Source organism: Staphylococcus sp. NRL 16/872, from assembly GCF_022815905.2.
Taxonomy (GTDB): domain Bacteria; phylum Bacillota; class Bacilli; order Staphylococcales; family Staphylococcaceae; genus Staphylococcus.
Map to the genome: position 1 here is coordinate 1089221 of NZ_CP119327.1, position 15426 is coordinate 1104646.

Here is a 15426-nt window from a genome sequence, read left to right on the forward strand (position 1 = left end):
GCCTTTACATTAAATTAGTATAACATAATGGTTTAATTATTCCACCTGGTAAAGACAAAAACTTTTAAAAATCGAAATTGACATTGTTAAGGGGATTCGATAGTATAGTTAGTAACGGATTCTCTTATCCTGAGTGGTGGAGGGACATGGACCCAATGAAACCCAGCAACCTCTTTTATAAAAAGAAAGGTGCCAAACCGTTTGCAGACATATAAGGTCTGAACGATAAGAGCGAATGGACGTTTAAGAGCCTTCTCTCTATCTTATATAGTGAAGAGGGCTCTTTTATTTTGAGCTCACAATTTAAAAGAGAATTTTCGTAAATATAAAATATATAAAGGAGCAAAACATGACTTATAATAAACGTTTATTTACTTCAGAATCAGTGACAGAAGGACACCCTGATAAGATTGCTGACCAAGTTTCTGATGCCATTTTAGACGAAATCTTAAAAGATGATCCAAACGCACGTGTTGCTTGTGAAACAGCAGTTACTACAGGCATGGCTTTAATTGCAGGAGAAATTTCTACTACTACATATGTTGATATTCCTAAAGTAGTGCGAGAAACGATTAAAAATATTGGTTATACACGCGCAAAATATGGTTATGATTATCAAACAATGGCAGTATTAACTGCGATTGATGAACAATCTCCAGATATTGCTCAAGGTGTAGATAAAGCATTAGAGTACCGTGAAGATATTTCAGAAGAAGAAATCGAAGCAACTGGTGCTGGAGACCAAGGTCTAATGTTTGGCTATGCAACAAATGAAACAGAAACATATATGCCTTTACCAATCTTCTTATCGCATCAACTTGCTAAACGTTTATCAGATGTACGTAAAGATGGCATTCTAGACTACTTACGTCCAGATGGCAAAGTTCAAGTAACAGTTGAATATGATGAAGATGATAAACCAAAACGTATTGATACAATCGTTGTGTCATCTCAACACGCAGATAATGTTGAACTAGAACAAATTCAAAGTGATATTAAAGAACATGTTATTTATCCTACAGTACCAGAAGGTTTAATTGACGAAGAAACTAAATTCTTTATCAATCCTACAGGTCGTTTCGTAATCGGTGGTCCTCAAGGAGATGCTGGTTTAACAGGTCGCAAAATTATTGTTGATACTTACGGTGGTTATGCACGTCATGGTGGGGGTTGCTTCAGTGGGAAAGATCCAACTAAAGTAGACCGTTCAGCAGCGTATGCAGCAAGATATGTAGCTAAAAATATTGTTGCAGCTGAGTTAGCTGATCAGTGTGAAGTTCAATTAGCTTATGCGATTGGCGTAGCTGAACCAGTTTCAATTTCTATTGATACATTTAACACTGGTAAAGTCTCAGAAGCGCAATTAGTTGAAGCAGTTAGAGCGCACTTCGACTTAAGACCAGCAGGTATTATTAAAATGTTAGATTTAAAACAACCTATTTACAAACAAACTGCAGCTTATGGTCATTTCGGACGTACTGATGTCTTATTACCATGGGAGAAATTAGACAAAGTTAATGTCCTAAAAGATGCTGTACAAGCATAGCAGCCTTTATTGAAGTTTTGATGATTTATATCGAAATTATTAATCATTTCTATTATAATGAAGATTATTGATAGTATAAAAGGAAGTTTGTTGACAAAGTCATTTTAAGTTTAAAGACTGAAAAGCTTTGTCCAAAGTCTGAAGGAGCGTTGTTTTAATGAATTCATTAGGGCCAATTGAAATTGGTTTGATTGTAGCGATCATAGTTGCAATAATATGTTTAATATTATTCTTAGTTACCTTGAAAAGTAAAAATAATATTAAACAGAAAACGAAAGAAGAATATAGTTTAAAAGAAAAGCAAATGTTGGAGTCACATGAAGAAGCATTAGAAAAAGAACGTATCGAAAATAAGAAACAAGTCACTAGACAAAAAGAAGATTTCGATACGGCTATAAGCGGTAAAAACCGTGAAATTGATGCTTTAAAACTTTTCTCTAAAAATAAAAGTGAATATGTAACGGATATGCGATTAATAGGTATTCGTGACCGATTAGTTAATGAAAAACGTATCCGACGTGATGACATGCACATTATGGCGAATATCTTTTTACCGAGTAATGAGTTTAATGATATTCAACGCATTAGTCATTTAGTATTAACACGTACTGGTCTTTATATCATTGATTCTCAATTGTTAAAAGGACATGTTTACAATGGTATTAGTGGTAATCAATTCCAAGAGTTACCGATGATGGAGCAAGTATTTAATACGCTTGATTTAGATGCGAAATCACCTCAGACATTAGTATTAGATCAGAATGATGATGAATCTTCTTTATCATTTATTAATTATTCTGATCAACTTAAAGCAATTGAAAAGTTAGCGACTGATTTACAAACTGAATTAGGTACGAAATATACACCAACTTCTATTATGTATTTCAATCCAAAACGTGATGGAGATGTAACGATTTCAAATTACGCGCAAAGTTCAAGTGTTAAAGTGTTAGTAGGTCCTGAACAATTAGATGAGTTCTTTAATAAGTTTGTGTTCCATGGACGAATTCAATTTAATGTTGAAGAATTACAATCTATCATGGATAAAATTGAAACGTTTAATTAATATTCAAACGCTAGGAAGATTAATCTTCCTAGCGTTTTTTGTGCTTGAATGGTTCTAAGATAGATGTTCACTCACTTAAGTTGCTGCGCGTTCCTGGGGTGCCGTCTCAGCCTCGGTCTTCGACAGGCACTGTTCCCTTAGGAGTCTACGCAACTACGTTTCGTTATCTATCTTAGAACTCCTGACACAAGTTCACTCGCAATTGTTTTCAATAATATTTTTAACATAGTCATTATAACTACAATCAATAACTACTTATTTTAGAATTTTTTAACTAAGTTTGTATTGATGTTCATTTTTACAATGCTTTAAATTCTCTCAGGTGCGCACATTGTCATTATTAATATATTTTTGTATTAAGGTAAGAGGTTTTAGGGAATAAAATAATATCATCTTATACATAATACATGTTATAAATAAAGCATATGATAAATAGTGGGAGGTTCTACAATGGAAACAATTGAATTTTATAATGGGCATCACATGCCAAAATTAGGGCTTGGTACGTTTAGAGTTGAAAATGATGAAACATGTAAAGAAGCAGTGAAGCATGCAATTAAATCGGGATATCGTAGTATCGATACAGCTAAAGTGTATGGTAATGAAGAACAAGTTGGTTTAGGTATTAAAGAAGGACTTGAAGCAACTGGTTTAAGTCGTGAAGATATCTTTGTCACATCTAAGCTATATTTCGAAGACTTTGGTCGTGAAAATGTGGCTCAAGCGTATGAAACTAGTATTAAAAAACTAGGTCTAGATTATTTAGATTTATACTTAGTGCACTGGCCAGGTACGAACGAAGCAGTGATGATTGATACGTGGAAAGGTATGGAAGATTTATATAAAGATAGCAAAGTGAAAAATATTGGTGTAAGTAACTTCCAACCGGAACATCTTGAAGCGTTATTAGCTCAAGTGTCAATTAAACCTGTAATCAATCAAGTTGAATTTCATCCTTATTTTACGCAAAATGAATTAAGAAAATATTTGAATGCGCAAAAAATTTATATGGAATCATGGTCACCATTAATGAACGCTCAAATTTTAGATGATGAAACTTTAGTAGAGATTGGGAAAGAAATAGGCAAATCACCAGCGCAAATTATTATTCGTTGGAACATTCAACACGGTGTAGTCGTGATTCCTAAATCAATTACACCTAGTAGAATAGAAGAAAATATTGAGGTATTTGATTTTGAATTATCTGAAGATCAGATGACACGTATTGATCATTTAAATAAAGATAAAAGAGTAGGACCAGATCCAAATACATTTGAAGGTCACTAAATGAAAAATAGCTACACATTGACTGTTTCGCGATATAGTCGATGTGTAGCTACTTGTTTAAATTAAATAACCTATATAACATGCTAAAAATCCTACAATAAATTGTAAAATTGTATAACCAATAAAATGTAGTGGTTTAAACTTAGGAGTTATAAAATTGACTAATTCATATGATAATGTTGAGAAAGTCGTTAAGCCACCTAAGAAACCAGTAGTAAAGAATAGGCTAAATGATGGATGATTAAGTGTAACGCCAAGTGTTAATCCTATTAAAAAACTTCCAACGATATTTACTATTAGTGTTGCTAGGGGTAGTGGGGAAGACCATTTACTTTTTGTAAAGTCCGTTAACCAAGCTCTTACTACTGCGCCTAAACCGCCACCTAGCATAATTAATAAACCATTAATCATTTAGAACGCCCTCCTAATTTCACCCCTATACCACATACTATAATTCCTACAATATAACTAACTAAAGCGTAAATGAATAATAATGTAAAGGAATGATGATGAAACATTTTAACAAGTTCTAATTGAAATGTTGAAAATGTAGTTAAGGCACCTAAAAATCCGGTAGTAAGACCTTTTTTTAATATAGGATGGTCTTTAAAGTACTGAATAACTATAGTTGAAAGGTATCCCATTAGAATGGCACCAACTAAATTAGCTATTAAAGTACCTATTGGAAAGGCAGTGCCATCATTTAAAAAAGATATGAGATATCTAAGCAATGCACCTACCATTCCACCTATAAAGACAAAAATATATTGCATGAACTTTCACCTTTAATTTGAAAATATTTTAATTTTTGAATGCTTAAAATTTTCGCTAAAAATTAAGAAAAAACACCAAATGTTGTAATTGAGGCGAAAATATGGAACAGGATAACGACTAAAATAATAAAAGGTAAAATTTTAGTTGCAGTTCTTAGCTTATCTTTTTTGGAACCAAGATGTTTAATTGCTTTATCTGAAAATATAATTGAAGTAATTAAAATAATTACATTGAGAATACTACAAGCAATTAATAAATATTTTATTGATGTAATTTGTTTACTTAATAATGGATTAAATGTATTAAAATAAAAACTTATAATTAATAATACAACTGAAATAACAAAGTACTTATTAGATTTCGACATATTGAACCTCCTGTGCGACATCATTACATTATATTACCATATTTATAGAATTGGATACTAGCACGTTATAGTAGGGGGGATTCATTTTCAAAAATAAGCAAAACATTCGCGAACTATCACTAAGAATGATATAAATAGTTTATAATCATTTAACTTTACGAAATTGAAAATATCATATAAAGTTCATAATAAAATATACATATTTGAAATTTAAGTTCATACTATCAGTATATTTCTAGATTCGTAAAAATTAATTTGGAGGAATAGTAAGATGGCTAAACTAAATGTAGAAGTATTTGCGGATGGCGCAGATATCGAACAAATGAAAGCAGCATATAAAAATAAAGAAGTGGATGGTTTCACAACTAACCCTAGTTTAATGGCAAAAGCAGGTGTTACTGATTATAAAGCATTTGCTGAAGAAGCGGTTCGCGAAATTCCTGATGCATCTATTTCATTTGAAGTGTTCTCAGATGATTTAGAAACTATGGAAAAAGAAGCTGAAATCTTAAAACAATATGGTGAGAATGTATTTGTTAAAATTCCAATTGTAAATTCTAAAGGTGAATCAACAATTTCATTAATTAAAAAATTATCAGCAGATAACGTTCGTTTAAATGTAACTGCAGTTTATACAATTGAACAAGTAAAAGAAATTACTGAAGCGGTAACTGCTGGAGTACCTACTTATATTTCAGTATTTGCTGGACGTATTGCAGATACAGGTGTAGATCCACTTCCATTAGTGAAAGAATCTGTTGAAGTTGCACATAGTAAAGAAGGCGTTAAATTATTATGGGCAAGCTGCCGTGAAACATTTAACGTAATTCAAGCTGACCAACTTGGTGTCGATATTATTACATGTCCTGCTGACGTTGTGAAAAAAGTAAACACTAACCTAGGTCGTGACATTAATGAATTATCAGTAGATACTGTTAAAGGTTTCGCTAAAGATATTCAAAGTTCAGGATTATCTATCTTATAATTTTAAAATAAATGAAAAAGAGCGAATCAGAAATCTTTTTGGTTAAAATGGATTTCTGGTTCGCTTCTTTTATTTTTAGAGCATAACATCTTGCTACTCTTCATAAACTCCGATAAGATTTATGAGTAAGAGAGGAAAAGGAGAGAAACAACTAAGTATGAAACAAACAGCCTTTGAACAAAAAGTTAAAAAGCAATTATGGTTTTTAAACAAAAAAGAGAAAAAATTACTTGAAGATAAATTGACTATGCATCATCAAAAAAATGATGAATATAATTATCATAAACCAGTTACCTTTGCTAACGCCTTTTTAAAACAATATATTTTTAAAGAAAAAAGTACTTCAAGCACGAGTTTATTTATAATGTTAATCGTGATGGTCATCATTTATGCATTGTTATTAGGTTTATTCTTAGCCGGATTTATCACGAGTTTAACGGCAGTAAATTATTTCGTTAATCCTCAAGTTGCTATGCCAGTTATAAATGTTCTTTTAATTTTAATAGGTGCAATCCTATTAGCTTTAGTCAGTTTATTATTAATTAAATCGGTGACAGCGCTATTTACTAAAAAATTGTTAGAGTACAAATTTAATAAAACGTCGTAGATTTTTGTACTAAATGAAATAATAATAGGCTTTCTTGCCATTTCTTATAGATCAACGTATAAGGTTCGTCAATTTTAAATTGAATTGAATTATCGAACGTTACGATAGTTCCAGTGCTGTTAGACGTTAAGCCTACAATCGCTTGTGCATTTAAATAAACTTGTAATGGAGCGCGTTGTTGCTTCACTGGGAAGAGAATCACTTTATTAGAAATATATAATGGTACTAATTTATTAATTGCCAACAGACGTTTCGCTAACTTTACTTGCTGTGAATAAGAACGTTGATATTGCTCTAAATAATAAATCAGTACCTTTTTTATTGGAAAAGGCAGTACCATGTCATAGGTCGTAAAGCAACACTTTGTCTTAAGCGAACTACCTGACATAGTTTGAATATATAATAAATTGTATGAATTATGTGGTAGCATGTTATACACCTACTTGATAATAAGTTTGTAATTTATTAAACGCTGAGGATTTATATTTTTTAATAGTAGTGGTTGAGACACCCATTAACTTAGCAATTTCATATTGTTTATAACCTTTTACATAATATGAAAGCCATGTATATTCATGGACTAGAAGAAGGTGTTCAACATCTTGGAGCCAACTATAAAGTTGAGGATAATGGGAAAATTTTAATGAAGAATTCATAATAGGGGTATCAATATTGACAGTTTCAGGTTTAAATTTTTCCCGTCTAAACAAGTCGATAAGATAGAATTTCAGACGGGTATAAAGAAAAGAGTTAAGACTTATTGAAGAATTTGAATCATAGACAAGTGACAATTGCCATAATTTAATTAAAAGTAGTTGGTAAAATTCATCATAATTATACTTTATATGGTATTGTTTTAACAAATAATGAATAATTTTATAATGATTAGTATAGATTTCTTCAAAACTCAATGTATTCGAGCTAACCTCCTTTGTTATGTACATAACTTAATTTTCCGGATAAATAAATATTAATATAGCAACCATGAATTATCATTTGCGTAATTTAAAAAATAGGTGTTAAATAGTAAACATAGAATGACAAAAACTATCTATTTATTACATTAAAAGGTTTGTTAGAATAAAATTCTACATTTAATCAGTGGGAGGTATGAAGTTGGATTACGCACATTTAAATCTTGAACATTTCTTTGCGAGAAATGATGATTTAGATATTATTAGAGATCGTTCTGAATTTGTGATGATTAACAATTTCACTAATGAAATGATGTATCGTGATGGCGAAGTTGAAGGTACAATTGATTTGAACCAATATTATTATAAGAATAGATCACAAGCTGCGAGTTTCATTATGATGGATTACCGCAATGAGAGTAAATAATTTTTATATTTCTTAATCTAGATAGCAAATAAATTAAATATAGATATGCAAGTAATGAAATTCCGCTTATTTCATTACTTTTTATTTTGTTAAGTTTCATTTTGATTACTGTTATTTTATGAATTTGTAACATTGCAATTATAAAATTGTTTAACCTTAGTAATAATGTTAAACTTTTTATCATGATATAGTTTATTAAAGATTACAAGAATGACCTAAGAGGTGTGAATATGACGAAGCACAAGAAGGGCTCTATAATAGGACTTGTAGGGTTGCTCATTGTTTTAGTGGTAGCTGGTTTCGTCTTCTTTTCAATGATTTCTGATCAAATTTTTTTCAAAAATGTTGATGAAGAAGAAAGTGTAGAGCATTTAAATGTTACATTAAATAAAGCTGCAGAAAAGCAAATCGATAATTATACAAGTCAACAAGTGTCTAATAAAAGTAATAATGCTTGGAGAGATGCTTCAGCAAGTGAAATAAAAGCTGCAATGGATAGTAGTAAATTCATTGAGGATGACAAACAAAAATATCAATTTTTAGATTTATCAAAATATCAAGGTATTGATGAAAAGCGTATCAAACGTATGTTATTTGATAGACCTACTTTATTAGAACATACGGATGCATTCGTTAATGCCGCTAAAGAAAAACACGTAAATGAAGTATATTTAATTTCTCATGCATTATTAGAAACAGGCTCTGTCAAAAGTGATTTAGCTAAAGGTGTTGAAATTGACGGTAAAAAGTATTATAACTTTTACGGTGTTGGAGCTTTAGATGAAGACCCTATTAAAACAGGTTCAGAATACGCTAAAAAACATGGTTGGGATACACCTGAGAAAGCAATTAAAGGTGGAGCGGATTTCATTCACCAACATTATTTATCACACAGTGACCAAAATACACTTTATAGTATGAGATGGAATCCTAAAAATCCTGGCGAACATCAATATGCGACAGATATTAAATGGGCAGAAAATAATGCCGAAATTATCGCAGATTTCTATAAAGAAATGAAAACAGAAGGTAAATATTTTAAACTTTATGTATATAAAGACGATACGAAACATCAAAAATAATAAAAAATTAACCAGCGTACACAAAGGTTTTAAAGATTGTGTACGCTGGTTTTCTATAATGTAGAAAAACACATAAAGTTATTTAGCTTGCTTCCCAAATAATTTTAGTATGAAGACGGAAAGGGTTATCAATAGGTTGAATTATTCGGCTTTATTTTTTCTATTCAACCAAGAGAACGCAATAACAAATACGATGACAACTTTAAGTAAAAATTTCATATTAATTCACCTCAAATAGATTCTATCATATCTTATAATGGTTAAAAGTAATTATTAATGGCTATACTTGAATAAGACTATATTTTTAAGGGCATTGATATAATACTATTATGATATAAATGAGATAGACAGAAGGATGATGTTAAAAATGCGTGTAGCAATAATTGGAATGGGAACCGCTGGCGTAAGTGTATTACGACAATTAGTTAAAAATGAAGATTTTAAAAAGTTAAAGGTAGATGTATATGATAATGAAGTGAATATGGGACAAGGCGTACCTTTTCAAAACGATAGTAGCCAACTATTAATTAATTTGCCTACAAAAAATATGAGTTTAAATTTAGATGATGATGAAGAATTCTGGAAATGGTATCAAAATCAGAATGAATTCAAATTTGACAACCCTAACTATTTGCCAAGATTCGTCTTCGGTCATTATATGAAATCATATTTATCAGATTACGTAGCTATGTATGACAATTTGAATGTTATTAACAAACAAGTATATGAAATATTTACTAACTCTGATGTCGATGAAACGACGTTGAAATATTATGTTTGTACGTCTGAGGATATGACGCAATGGAAAGAATACGATTATATTTTCTTAACAATTGGAACATTCTCTTATCATGATCCCTATCATTTGAAAGGCAAGAAAGGATACATACAAACACCATATCCTACATATCATACATTAGATGAAGTTGAACAAACAGATAGTATTGCCATCATTGGCACAGGCTTAGCGAGTTTAGATGTAGTACGTTATGTCGCTACGCATCATGCTAAATTGCCAATAACAATGACAAGTAGATCTGCTAACTTACCAAGCGTAAGAGGTAATATGATAGATATTGATTTTAAATATTTAACGAAAGAAAAATTCAATGAAATTAAGACACAACATTATGGGAATGTACCACTTGAAAAAGCATTCGAATTATTTAAATTAGAATGTGATTTATATGATGTTAAGTTAGATAAAATGGTTCATCGTAGAACAGGCGATACTATTAAAGATCTACAATTCGACTTAAATCGACCTGATGAATTAGGTGTCTTTCAAAGTATCATTGAAAACGTTAAAGAAAACCTAAATTGGATATGGAATAGTTTCAGTCGTAGTGATCAAAAAGAATTTGATAAACGTTTTACTAAAATAATTCAATTAAATTCTAATCCGATGCCTCCTCGTACAGCTCGTTTAATTATTGATTTAATTAATGATGGGTCTTTAATCATAAAAAAAGGCTTAGAAGATATTAAATATGAGGATAATTTATTTAATTTGAAATTTAAAGATGAAGCGAAAGTACATCAATATAATGTAGTGATTAATTCTACTGGTTCTAAAACCCATTTATCAGATTTAGATGAAGATGATCAACTTGTATTAAATCTTGAGAATCGTCAAATTGTTCAGGCTCATCCTATGGGTGGTATTCAAATTATTCCAGAAACCAATCAAGTGATTAGTCCACGATATGGCACATTGCATAATATGATTGCGATTGGACAAGTCACAAATGGCGTTAATAAATTACGTAATGGGGTTAAAATGATTGTCACTCAAGCGGTAAGTTCTGTGAATTACCTGTATGAAATTCAAAGTGAATTTGATCATGAATAAACATAGGGTTACACCGAATGTTGAAAAAGGCTACATTTAGTGACTAAATCGTCTATATTACTGTATTTCTTTGTTTGTAATTTTCTAAAAATAAGCGTATGATTAATTGTGTAGTAATTAACTACATTAACTCTAAAGTTATCACAATTTCATAGTAATTCTTTCGGGGCAGGGTGTGATTCCCAACCGGCAGTAATTTAAGCCTGCGACCTGCTTGTAGCTAAGAAGTACAGGTGGCTGATCTAGTGAGAATCTAGAGCCGACAGTAATAGTCTGGATGGGAGAAAGAATGAAGACGCGCTATTGATAGAATAGACGTTTATTTAAATATGGATAGTTTACTAATCGTAGTAAGCTTATTTAACTATACATGTAACTCCCTATGCCTGAATGAAGATTTTAGGCATAGTTTTTTTATTGAGGTGATAATTTGAGTAATTATATGCAATATGCAATTCAACTTGCACAAATGGTGGACGGACAAACTGGAGTTAATCCTCCAGTAGGCTCAGTGGTAGTAAATGATGGTCGCATAGTAGGTCTTGGTGCACATCTCAAGCAAGGCGATAAACATGCTGAAGTTCAAGCTTTAGATATGGCGCAAGAAAAGGCAAAAGGCGGCACCATTTACATTTCTTTAGAGCCTTGTACACATTATGGTTCAACGCCACCTTGTGTAAATAAAATTATAGAATTTGGACTAAGTAAAGTCATTTATGCAGTTAAAGATACTACATTACCTTCTGAAGGAGACAAGATTTTACAAGAGGCTGGTATTGAAGTTGAATATCAACCTTCAGATGAAGCTACGATTCTTTATAAAGACTTTTTCAAAGCGAAAGAAAATAAAGTTCCTGAAATTACAGTAAAAGTTTCCACATCTTTGGATGGCAAACAAGCCACAGATAATGGTCAAAGCCAATGGATAACGAATAAATATGTGAAACAAGATGTTTATCAATTGAGACATACACATGATGCTGTGTTAACAGGTAATGGAACGGTTGAAGCAGATAACCCACAATATACAACGCGAATTCAAGATGGCAAACATCCAGTTCGAATCGTATTATCGAAAAGTGGGGAGATCGATTTCTCAAAACAAATGTTTCAAGATAACTTTAGTGATATTTGGATTTATACCGAAAATCAATCGCTTAGTAGTTCATCTGAACATATTAAAATTATAAAATTAACTGAATGCAAATTAGCAAACATCTTAGCTGATATATATGATAAAGGTGTTGGAAAGCTACTTGTAGAGGCAGGTCCTCGTGTTACTTCAGAATTTCTCCAAACTAATTATGTTAATCAACTTATTATTTATTATGCCCCGATAATAATAGGTGGTTCCGGTCAATATCAATTCTATCAAACAGATGAAGTGATTGATTTAAACGAAGCCACTCAATTTGAAATTATTTCTACAGAGTTAATTCATCAAAATATTAAAATGACATTGCGAAAGAAGTGAACTAAGAATGTTTACAGGTATCGTTGAAGAGATAGGTACTATAAAAAATATTCGTACGCAACAATCTGTTAAAACGCTAGATATCGCCTGTCAACGCATTTTAGAAGATATGCATATCGGCGATTCGATTAGTGTCAATGGCGCATGTTTAACAGTTATCGATTTTCACAGTAATTATTTTTCTGTGCAAGTGATTAAAGGTACTGAAAACAAGACCTATTTATCCAATATAAAACTAAATGACGTAGTGAATTTAGAACGTGCTATGGCAGGGAATGGACGCTTTGGCGGACATTTCGTCTTAGGTCATGTAGATGAGGTAGGTACGATTATGAATGTAAAAGAAACACCTAACTCACGTATCGTGAATATTAAAGCCCCACCGCACACTATCAAACAAATGGTGAAACAAGGTTCTATAACAGTTGATGGTGTTAGTCTTACAGTTTTTGATTTGCATAGTAATAGTTTCGATATACATTTAATTCCTGAAACAAGACGTTCTACAATTCTTTCCTCAAAAAAGATTGGCGATTACGTTCATTTAGAAACAGATGTACTTTTCAAATATGTAGAGAATATCGTGAAAGCAAATGATTCGGATTTAACAATTGATAAATTAAAAGCATTTGGTTTTTAGGAGTTTAGGAGGGCATAATATGAAGTTTGATGACATCAATGTAGCACTTGAAGCTTTAAAACATGGTAAAAGTATTATCGTGGTAGATGATGAAGATCGTGAAAATGAAGGCGACTTAATTGCAGTTACTGAATGGATGGAAGATGATACGATTAATTTCATGGCACAACATGGCCGAGGGTTAATATGTGCACCTATAAGTAAAGAAATTGCGAATCGTTTAAATCTTGTATCAATGGTTAAAAATAACACTGATGATTATGGAACGAACTTTACTGTAAGTGTGGACCATGTCTCAACATCAACAGGTATCAGCGCATTTGATCGCATGGCTACTGCACGCGCTTTAATTAATCCAGAATCTACACCGGAAAGTTTTAACAGACCTGGTCATCTTTTTCCACTAATTGCTAAAGATAATGGTGTATTAGAAAGAATGGGCCATACAGAAGCGGCTGTAGATTTAGCTATTTTAACTGGTGCGCAACCAGCAGGTGTTATCTGTGAGATTATGAACGACGATGGCACTATGGCGAAGGGTCAAGACTTAGTAGCGTTCAAGGAGAAGCATCAATTAAAAATGATTACAATTCAAAGTTTAATTGAATATCGTAAAAAAAGAGCGAATGATGTGGAACTAAAAGCACGTGTTAATATGCCAACAGATAATGGCGACTTCGAGATGTATGGTTTTCAATCTTCATTAACTGATGAAGAAATCGTTGTTCTTGCGAAAGGAGAACCACGTAGTACTGAAAATGTAAGAATTCATTCTGCTTGTTTAACGGGAGATATCTTCCATAGTCAGCGATGTGATTGTGGTGCGCAATTAGAAGCGGCTATGAATTACATTAATGAACATGGTGGTTTAATTATTTATCTTCCTCAAGAAGGAAGAGGGATTGGCTTGATTAATAAATTACGAGCTTATGAATTAATTGAACGTGGTCATGATACAGTAACTGCCAATTTAGCATTAGGCTTCGATGAAGATTTACGCGATTATCATATTGCAGCTCGTATTCTTAATTATTTTAATGTACAACAAGTTAATTTGTTAAGTAACAATCCTAAGAAATTTGAAGGATTAGAAGAGTATGGGATTAAAGTAGCTGATCGTACGGAAATTATAGTTCCGGAAACAGCACATAATCACGATTATATGACAACGAAAAAACTTAAAATGGGACATTTAATTTAGGAGGAGATTTAACATGAACTTTGAAGGTAAATTAGTAGGTACAGATTTAAAAATTGCGGTAGTAGTTAGTAGATTTAATGATTTTATTACAGGTCGTCTTTTGGATGGTGCACAAGATACATTAATTAGACACGGGGTGGATGAAAATAATATCGACGTGGCTTATGTACCAGGTGCATTTGAAATACCTTTAGTAGCTAAAAAATTAGCTCAAAAAGGTGAATATGATGCTGTTATTACACTTGGTTGTGTAATTAGAGGCGCTACATCACATTATGACTATGTATGTAACGAAGTGGCTAAAGGCGTATCTAAAGCGAATGATGTTACTGACACGCCAGTTATTTTTGGTATATTAACAACAGAAAGTATTGAACAAGCTGTTGAACGTGCAGGTACTAAAGCGGGTAATAAAGGTGCTGAAGCGGCGGTTAGTGCAATTGAAATGGCTAACTTACTTAAACAATTTTAAGTACTTGCGAGAAAGGCTTAAGCCTGTAGTCTTGTAAAGCAGTTCTTAAATGGATTGACATTACACTTAAGTTGAGACGCTTGCCTAGGGGGCTGGGTCGAGCCTTGGTCTTGTAAAGTAGTTCTTAGATGAATGTTACTCATTTTGTTGCGACGCTTTCTTGCGAGAAAGGCTTAAGCCTGTAGTCTTAAGCTCTTTCTTTTCCGCCAAGAGTCGCGCAACATCATTCGTTATTCATCTTAGAACTTCTTACGTAAGTGTTTGAACACTTACGTTCCTTCCCCAGCTTGCTTTGTTTGTAGACTTTCTATGCGAAAGTCTCTTTGCTGGGGCCCCGCGCTCAACTACGTTCCATTATCCATTTTAGAACTACTTACCTATGTGCTATAGCACTTATGTTCATTAATAATTAGCATAGGAGTCTTCACAACTACACTTCGTTATCTATCTTAGAACGACTTACGCAAGTGTTAGAACACTTACGTTCCTTCCCCAGCTTGCTTTGTTTGTAGACTTTCTATGCGAAAGTCTTTGTGCTGGGGCCCCGCGCGCAACCCATTCGTTATTCATCTTAGAACTACTTACGTAAGTGTATGAACATTTACGTTCATTTATATTTTATAATTAAATATTAAAAAAATAGGGCACTTCGTTCGATTTAATGAATATTATTAAATCAACGAAGTGCCTTATGTATTCACTCTATTTTAGAATATCTATTTCAATTCTTAA

17 protein-coding genes and 2 riboswitches are annotated in these 15426 nt (G+C 32.2%); of the genes, 12 read left to right on the forward strand and 5 right to left on the reverse strand.

Annotated features, from left to right (window positions below; genetic code table 11):
* Positions 1 to 121: 121 nt before the first annotated feature.
* Positions 122 to 232: riboswitch (SAM riboswitch) on the forward strand.
* A 117-nt stretch (positions 233 to 349) separates the two neighbouring features.
* The 3 genes from metK (at position 350) to MT340_RS05575 (ending at position 3899) form a co-directional block, all read left to right on the forward strand.
* Positions 350 to 1546 (forward strand): methionine adenosyltransferase, encoded by a 1197-nt coding sequence (gene metK / locus MT340_RS05565; RefSeq protein ID WP_243589097.1) that lies wholly within the window; start codon positions 350 to 352, stop codon positions 1544 to 1546.
* 157 nt (positions 1547 to 1703) lie between these two features.
* The gene (locus MT340_RS05570; RefSeq protein WP_243589098.1) at positions 1704 to 2612 is read left to right on the forward strand and encodes an NERD domain-containing protein; all 909 of its coding nucleotides are present in this window, start codon (positions 1704 to 1706) and stop codon (positions 2610 to 2612) included.
* Between the two features lie 450 nt (positions 2613 to 3062).
* Positions 3063 to 3899 (forward strand): aldo/keto reductase, encoded by an 837-nt coding sequence (locus tag MT340_RS05575; protein WP_243589099.1) that lies wholly within the window; start codon positions 3063 to 3065, stop codon positions 3897 to 3899.
* Positions 3900 to 3956: 57 nt separating this feature from the next.
* On the opposite strand, the gene MT340_RS05580 is transcribed toward MT340_RS05575, so the two are convergent.
* From MT340_RS05580 to MT340_RS05590, 3 genes are all read right to left on the reverse strand, one after another.
* A complete protein-coding gene (locus tag MT340_RS05580; RefSeq protein WP_243589100.1) occupies positions 3957 to 4310 on the reverse strand; it encodes a fluoride efflux transporter FluC in 354 nt (117 codons plus the stop codon).
* Complete coding sequence (gene crcB / locus MT340_RS05585) at positions 4307 to 4672, reverse strand: fluoride efflux transporter CrcB (protein WP_243589101.1); 366 nt, start codon at positions 4670 to 4672, stop codon at positions 4307 to 4309. The genes MT340_RS05580 and crcB overlap by 4 nt, the downstream gene beginning before the upstream one ends.
* A gap of 62 nt (positions 4673 to 4734) precedes the next feature.
* A complete protein-coding gene (locus MT340_RS05590; RefSeq protein ID WP_243589102.1) occupies positions 4735 to 5040 on the reverse strand; it encodes a hypothetical protein in 306 nt (101 codons plus the stop codon).
* 271 nt (positions 5041 to 5311) lie between these two features.
* Here MT340_RS05590 and MT340_RS05595 point away from each other — a divergent pair, with 271 nt between their 5' ends.
* A complete protein-coding gene (locus tag MT340_RS05595) occupies positions 5312 to 6025 on the forward strand; it encodes a transaldolase (protein WP_243589103.1) in 714 nt (237 codons plus the stop codon).
* A 157-nt stretch (positions 6026 to 6182) separates the two neighbouring features.
* Complete coding sequence (locus MT340_RS05600) at positions 6183 to 6632, forward strand: hypothetical protein (protein WP_243589104.1); 450 nt, start codon at positions 6183 to 6185, stop codon at positions 6630 to 6632.
* Here MT340_RS05600 and MT340_RS05605 read toward each other — a convergent pair.
* Positions 6616 to 7062, reverse strand: coding sequence for a competence protein ComK (locus MT340_RS05605; RefSeq protein WP_243603650.1), 447 nt, complete (start codon positions 7060 to 7062; stop codon positions 6616 to 6618). The two genes, MT340_RS05600 and MT340_RS05605, sit on opposite strands and share 17 nt — an antisense overlap.
* 1 nt (position 7063) lies before the next feature.
* Positions 7064 to 7543 (reverse strand): sigma-70 family RNA polymerase sigma factor, encoded by a 480-nt coding sequence (locus MT340_RS05610; RefSeq protein WP_243589106.1) that lies wholly within the window; start codon positions 7541 to 7543, stop codon positions 7064 to 7066.
* A 205-nt stretch (positions 7544 to 7748) separates the two neighbouring features.
* Here MT340_RS05610 and MT340_RS05615 point away from each other — a divergent pair, with 205 nt between their 5' ends.
* From MT340_RS05615 to ribH, 7 genes are all read left to right on the forward strand, one after another.
* Positions 7749 to 7973 carry a hypothetical protein gene (locus MT340_RS05615; protein ID WP_243589107.1) on the forward strand — a complete coding sequence of 75 codons (225 nt, stop codon included), beginning with the start codon at positions 7749 to 7751 and terminating at the stop codon, positions 7971 to 7973.
* 230 nt (positions 7974 to 8203) lie between these two features.
* Positions 8204 to 9055 (forward strand): peptidoglycan release complex glucosaminidase SagB, encoded by an 852-nt coding sequence (gene sagB / locus MT340_RS05620; RefSeq protein ID WP_243589108.1) that lies wholly within the window; start codon positions 8204 to 8206, stop codon positions 9053 to 9055.
* A gap of 367 nt (positions 9056 to 9422) precedes the next feature.
* Positions 9423 to 10907: an FAD/NAD(P)-binding protein gene (locus tag MT340_RS05625; protein WP_243589109.1), complete on the forward strand. Its 1485-nt coding sequence runs from the start codon at positions 9423 to 9425 to the stop codon at positions 10905 to 10907.
* Between the two features lie 155 nt (positions 10908 to 11062).
* Positions 11063 to 11200, forward strand: a riboswitch (FMN riboswitch).
* A gap of 137 nt (positions 11201 to 11337) precedes the next feature.
* A complete protein-coding gene (gene ribD / locus MT340_RS05630) occupies positions 11338 to 12381 on the forward strand; it encodes a bifunctional diaminohydroxyphosphoribosylaminopyrimidine deaminase/5-amino-6-(5-phosphoribosylamino)uracil reductase RibD (protein WP_243589110.1) in 1044 nt (347 codons plus the stop codon).
* A gap of 7 nt (positions 12382 to 12388) precedes the next feature.
* The gene (locus MT340_RS05635) at positions 12389 to 13021 is read left to right on the forward strand and encodes a riboflavin synthase (RefSeq protein WP_243589111.1); all 633 of its coding nucleotides are present in this window, start codon (positions 12389 to 12391) and stop codon (positions 13019 to 13021) included.
* 19 nt (positions 13022 to 13040) lie between these two features.
* On the forward strand, positions 13041 to 14222 hold the full coding sequence (gene ribB / locus MT340_RS05640; RefSeq protein ID WP_243589112.1) for a 3,4-dihydroxy-2-butanone-4-phosphate synthase: 1182 nt from the start codon (positions 13041 to 13043) through the stop codon (positions 14220 to 14222).
* 13 nt (positions 14223 to 14235) lie between these two features.
* Complete coding sequence (gene ribH, locus MT340_RS05645) at positions 14236 to 14694, forward strand: 6,7-dimethyl-8-ribityllumazine synthase (RefSeq protein WP_243589113.1); 459 nt, start codon at positions 14236 to 14238, stop codon at positions 14692 to 14694.
* The last annotated feature ends 732 nt before the right edge of the window (positions 14695 to 15426 follow it).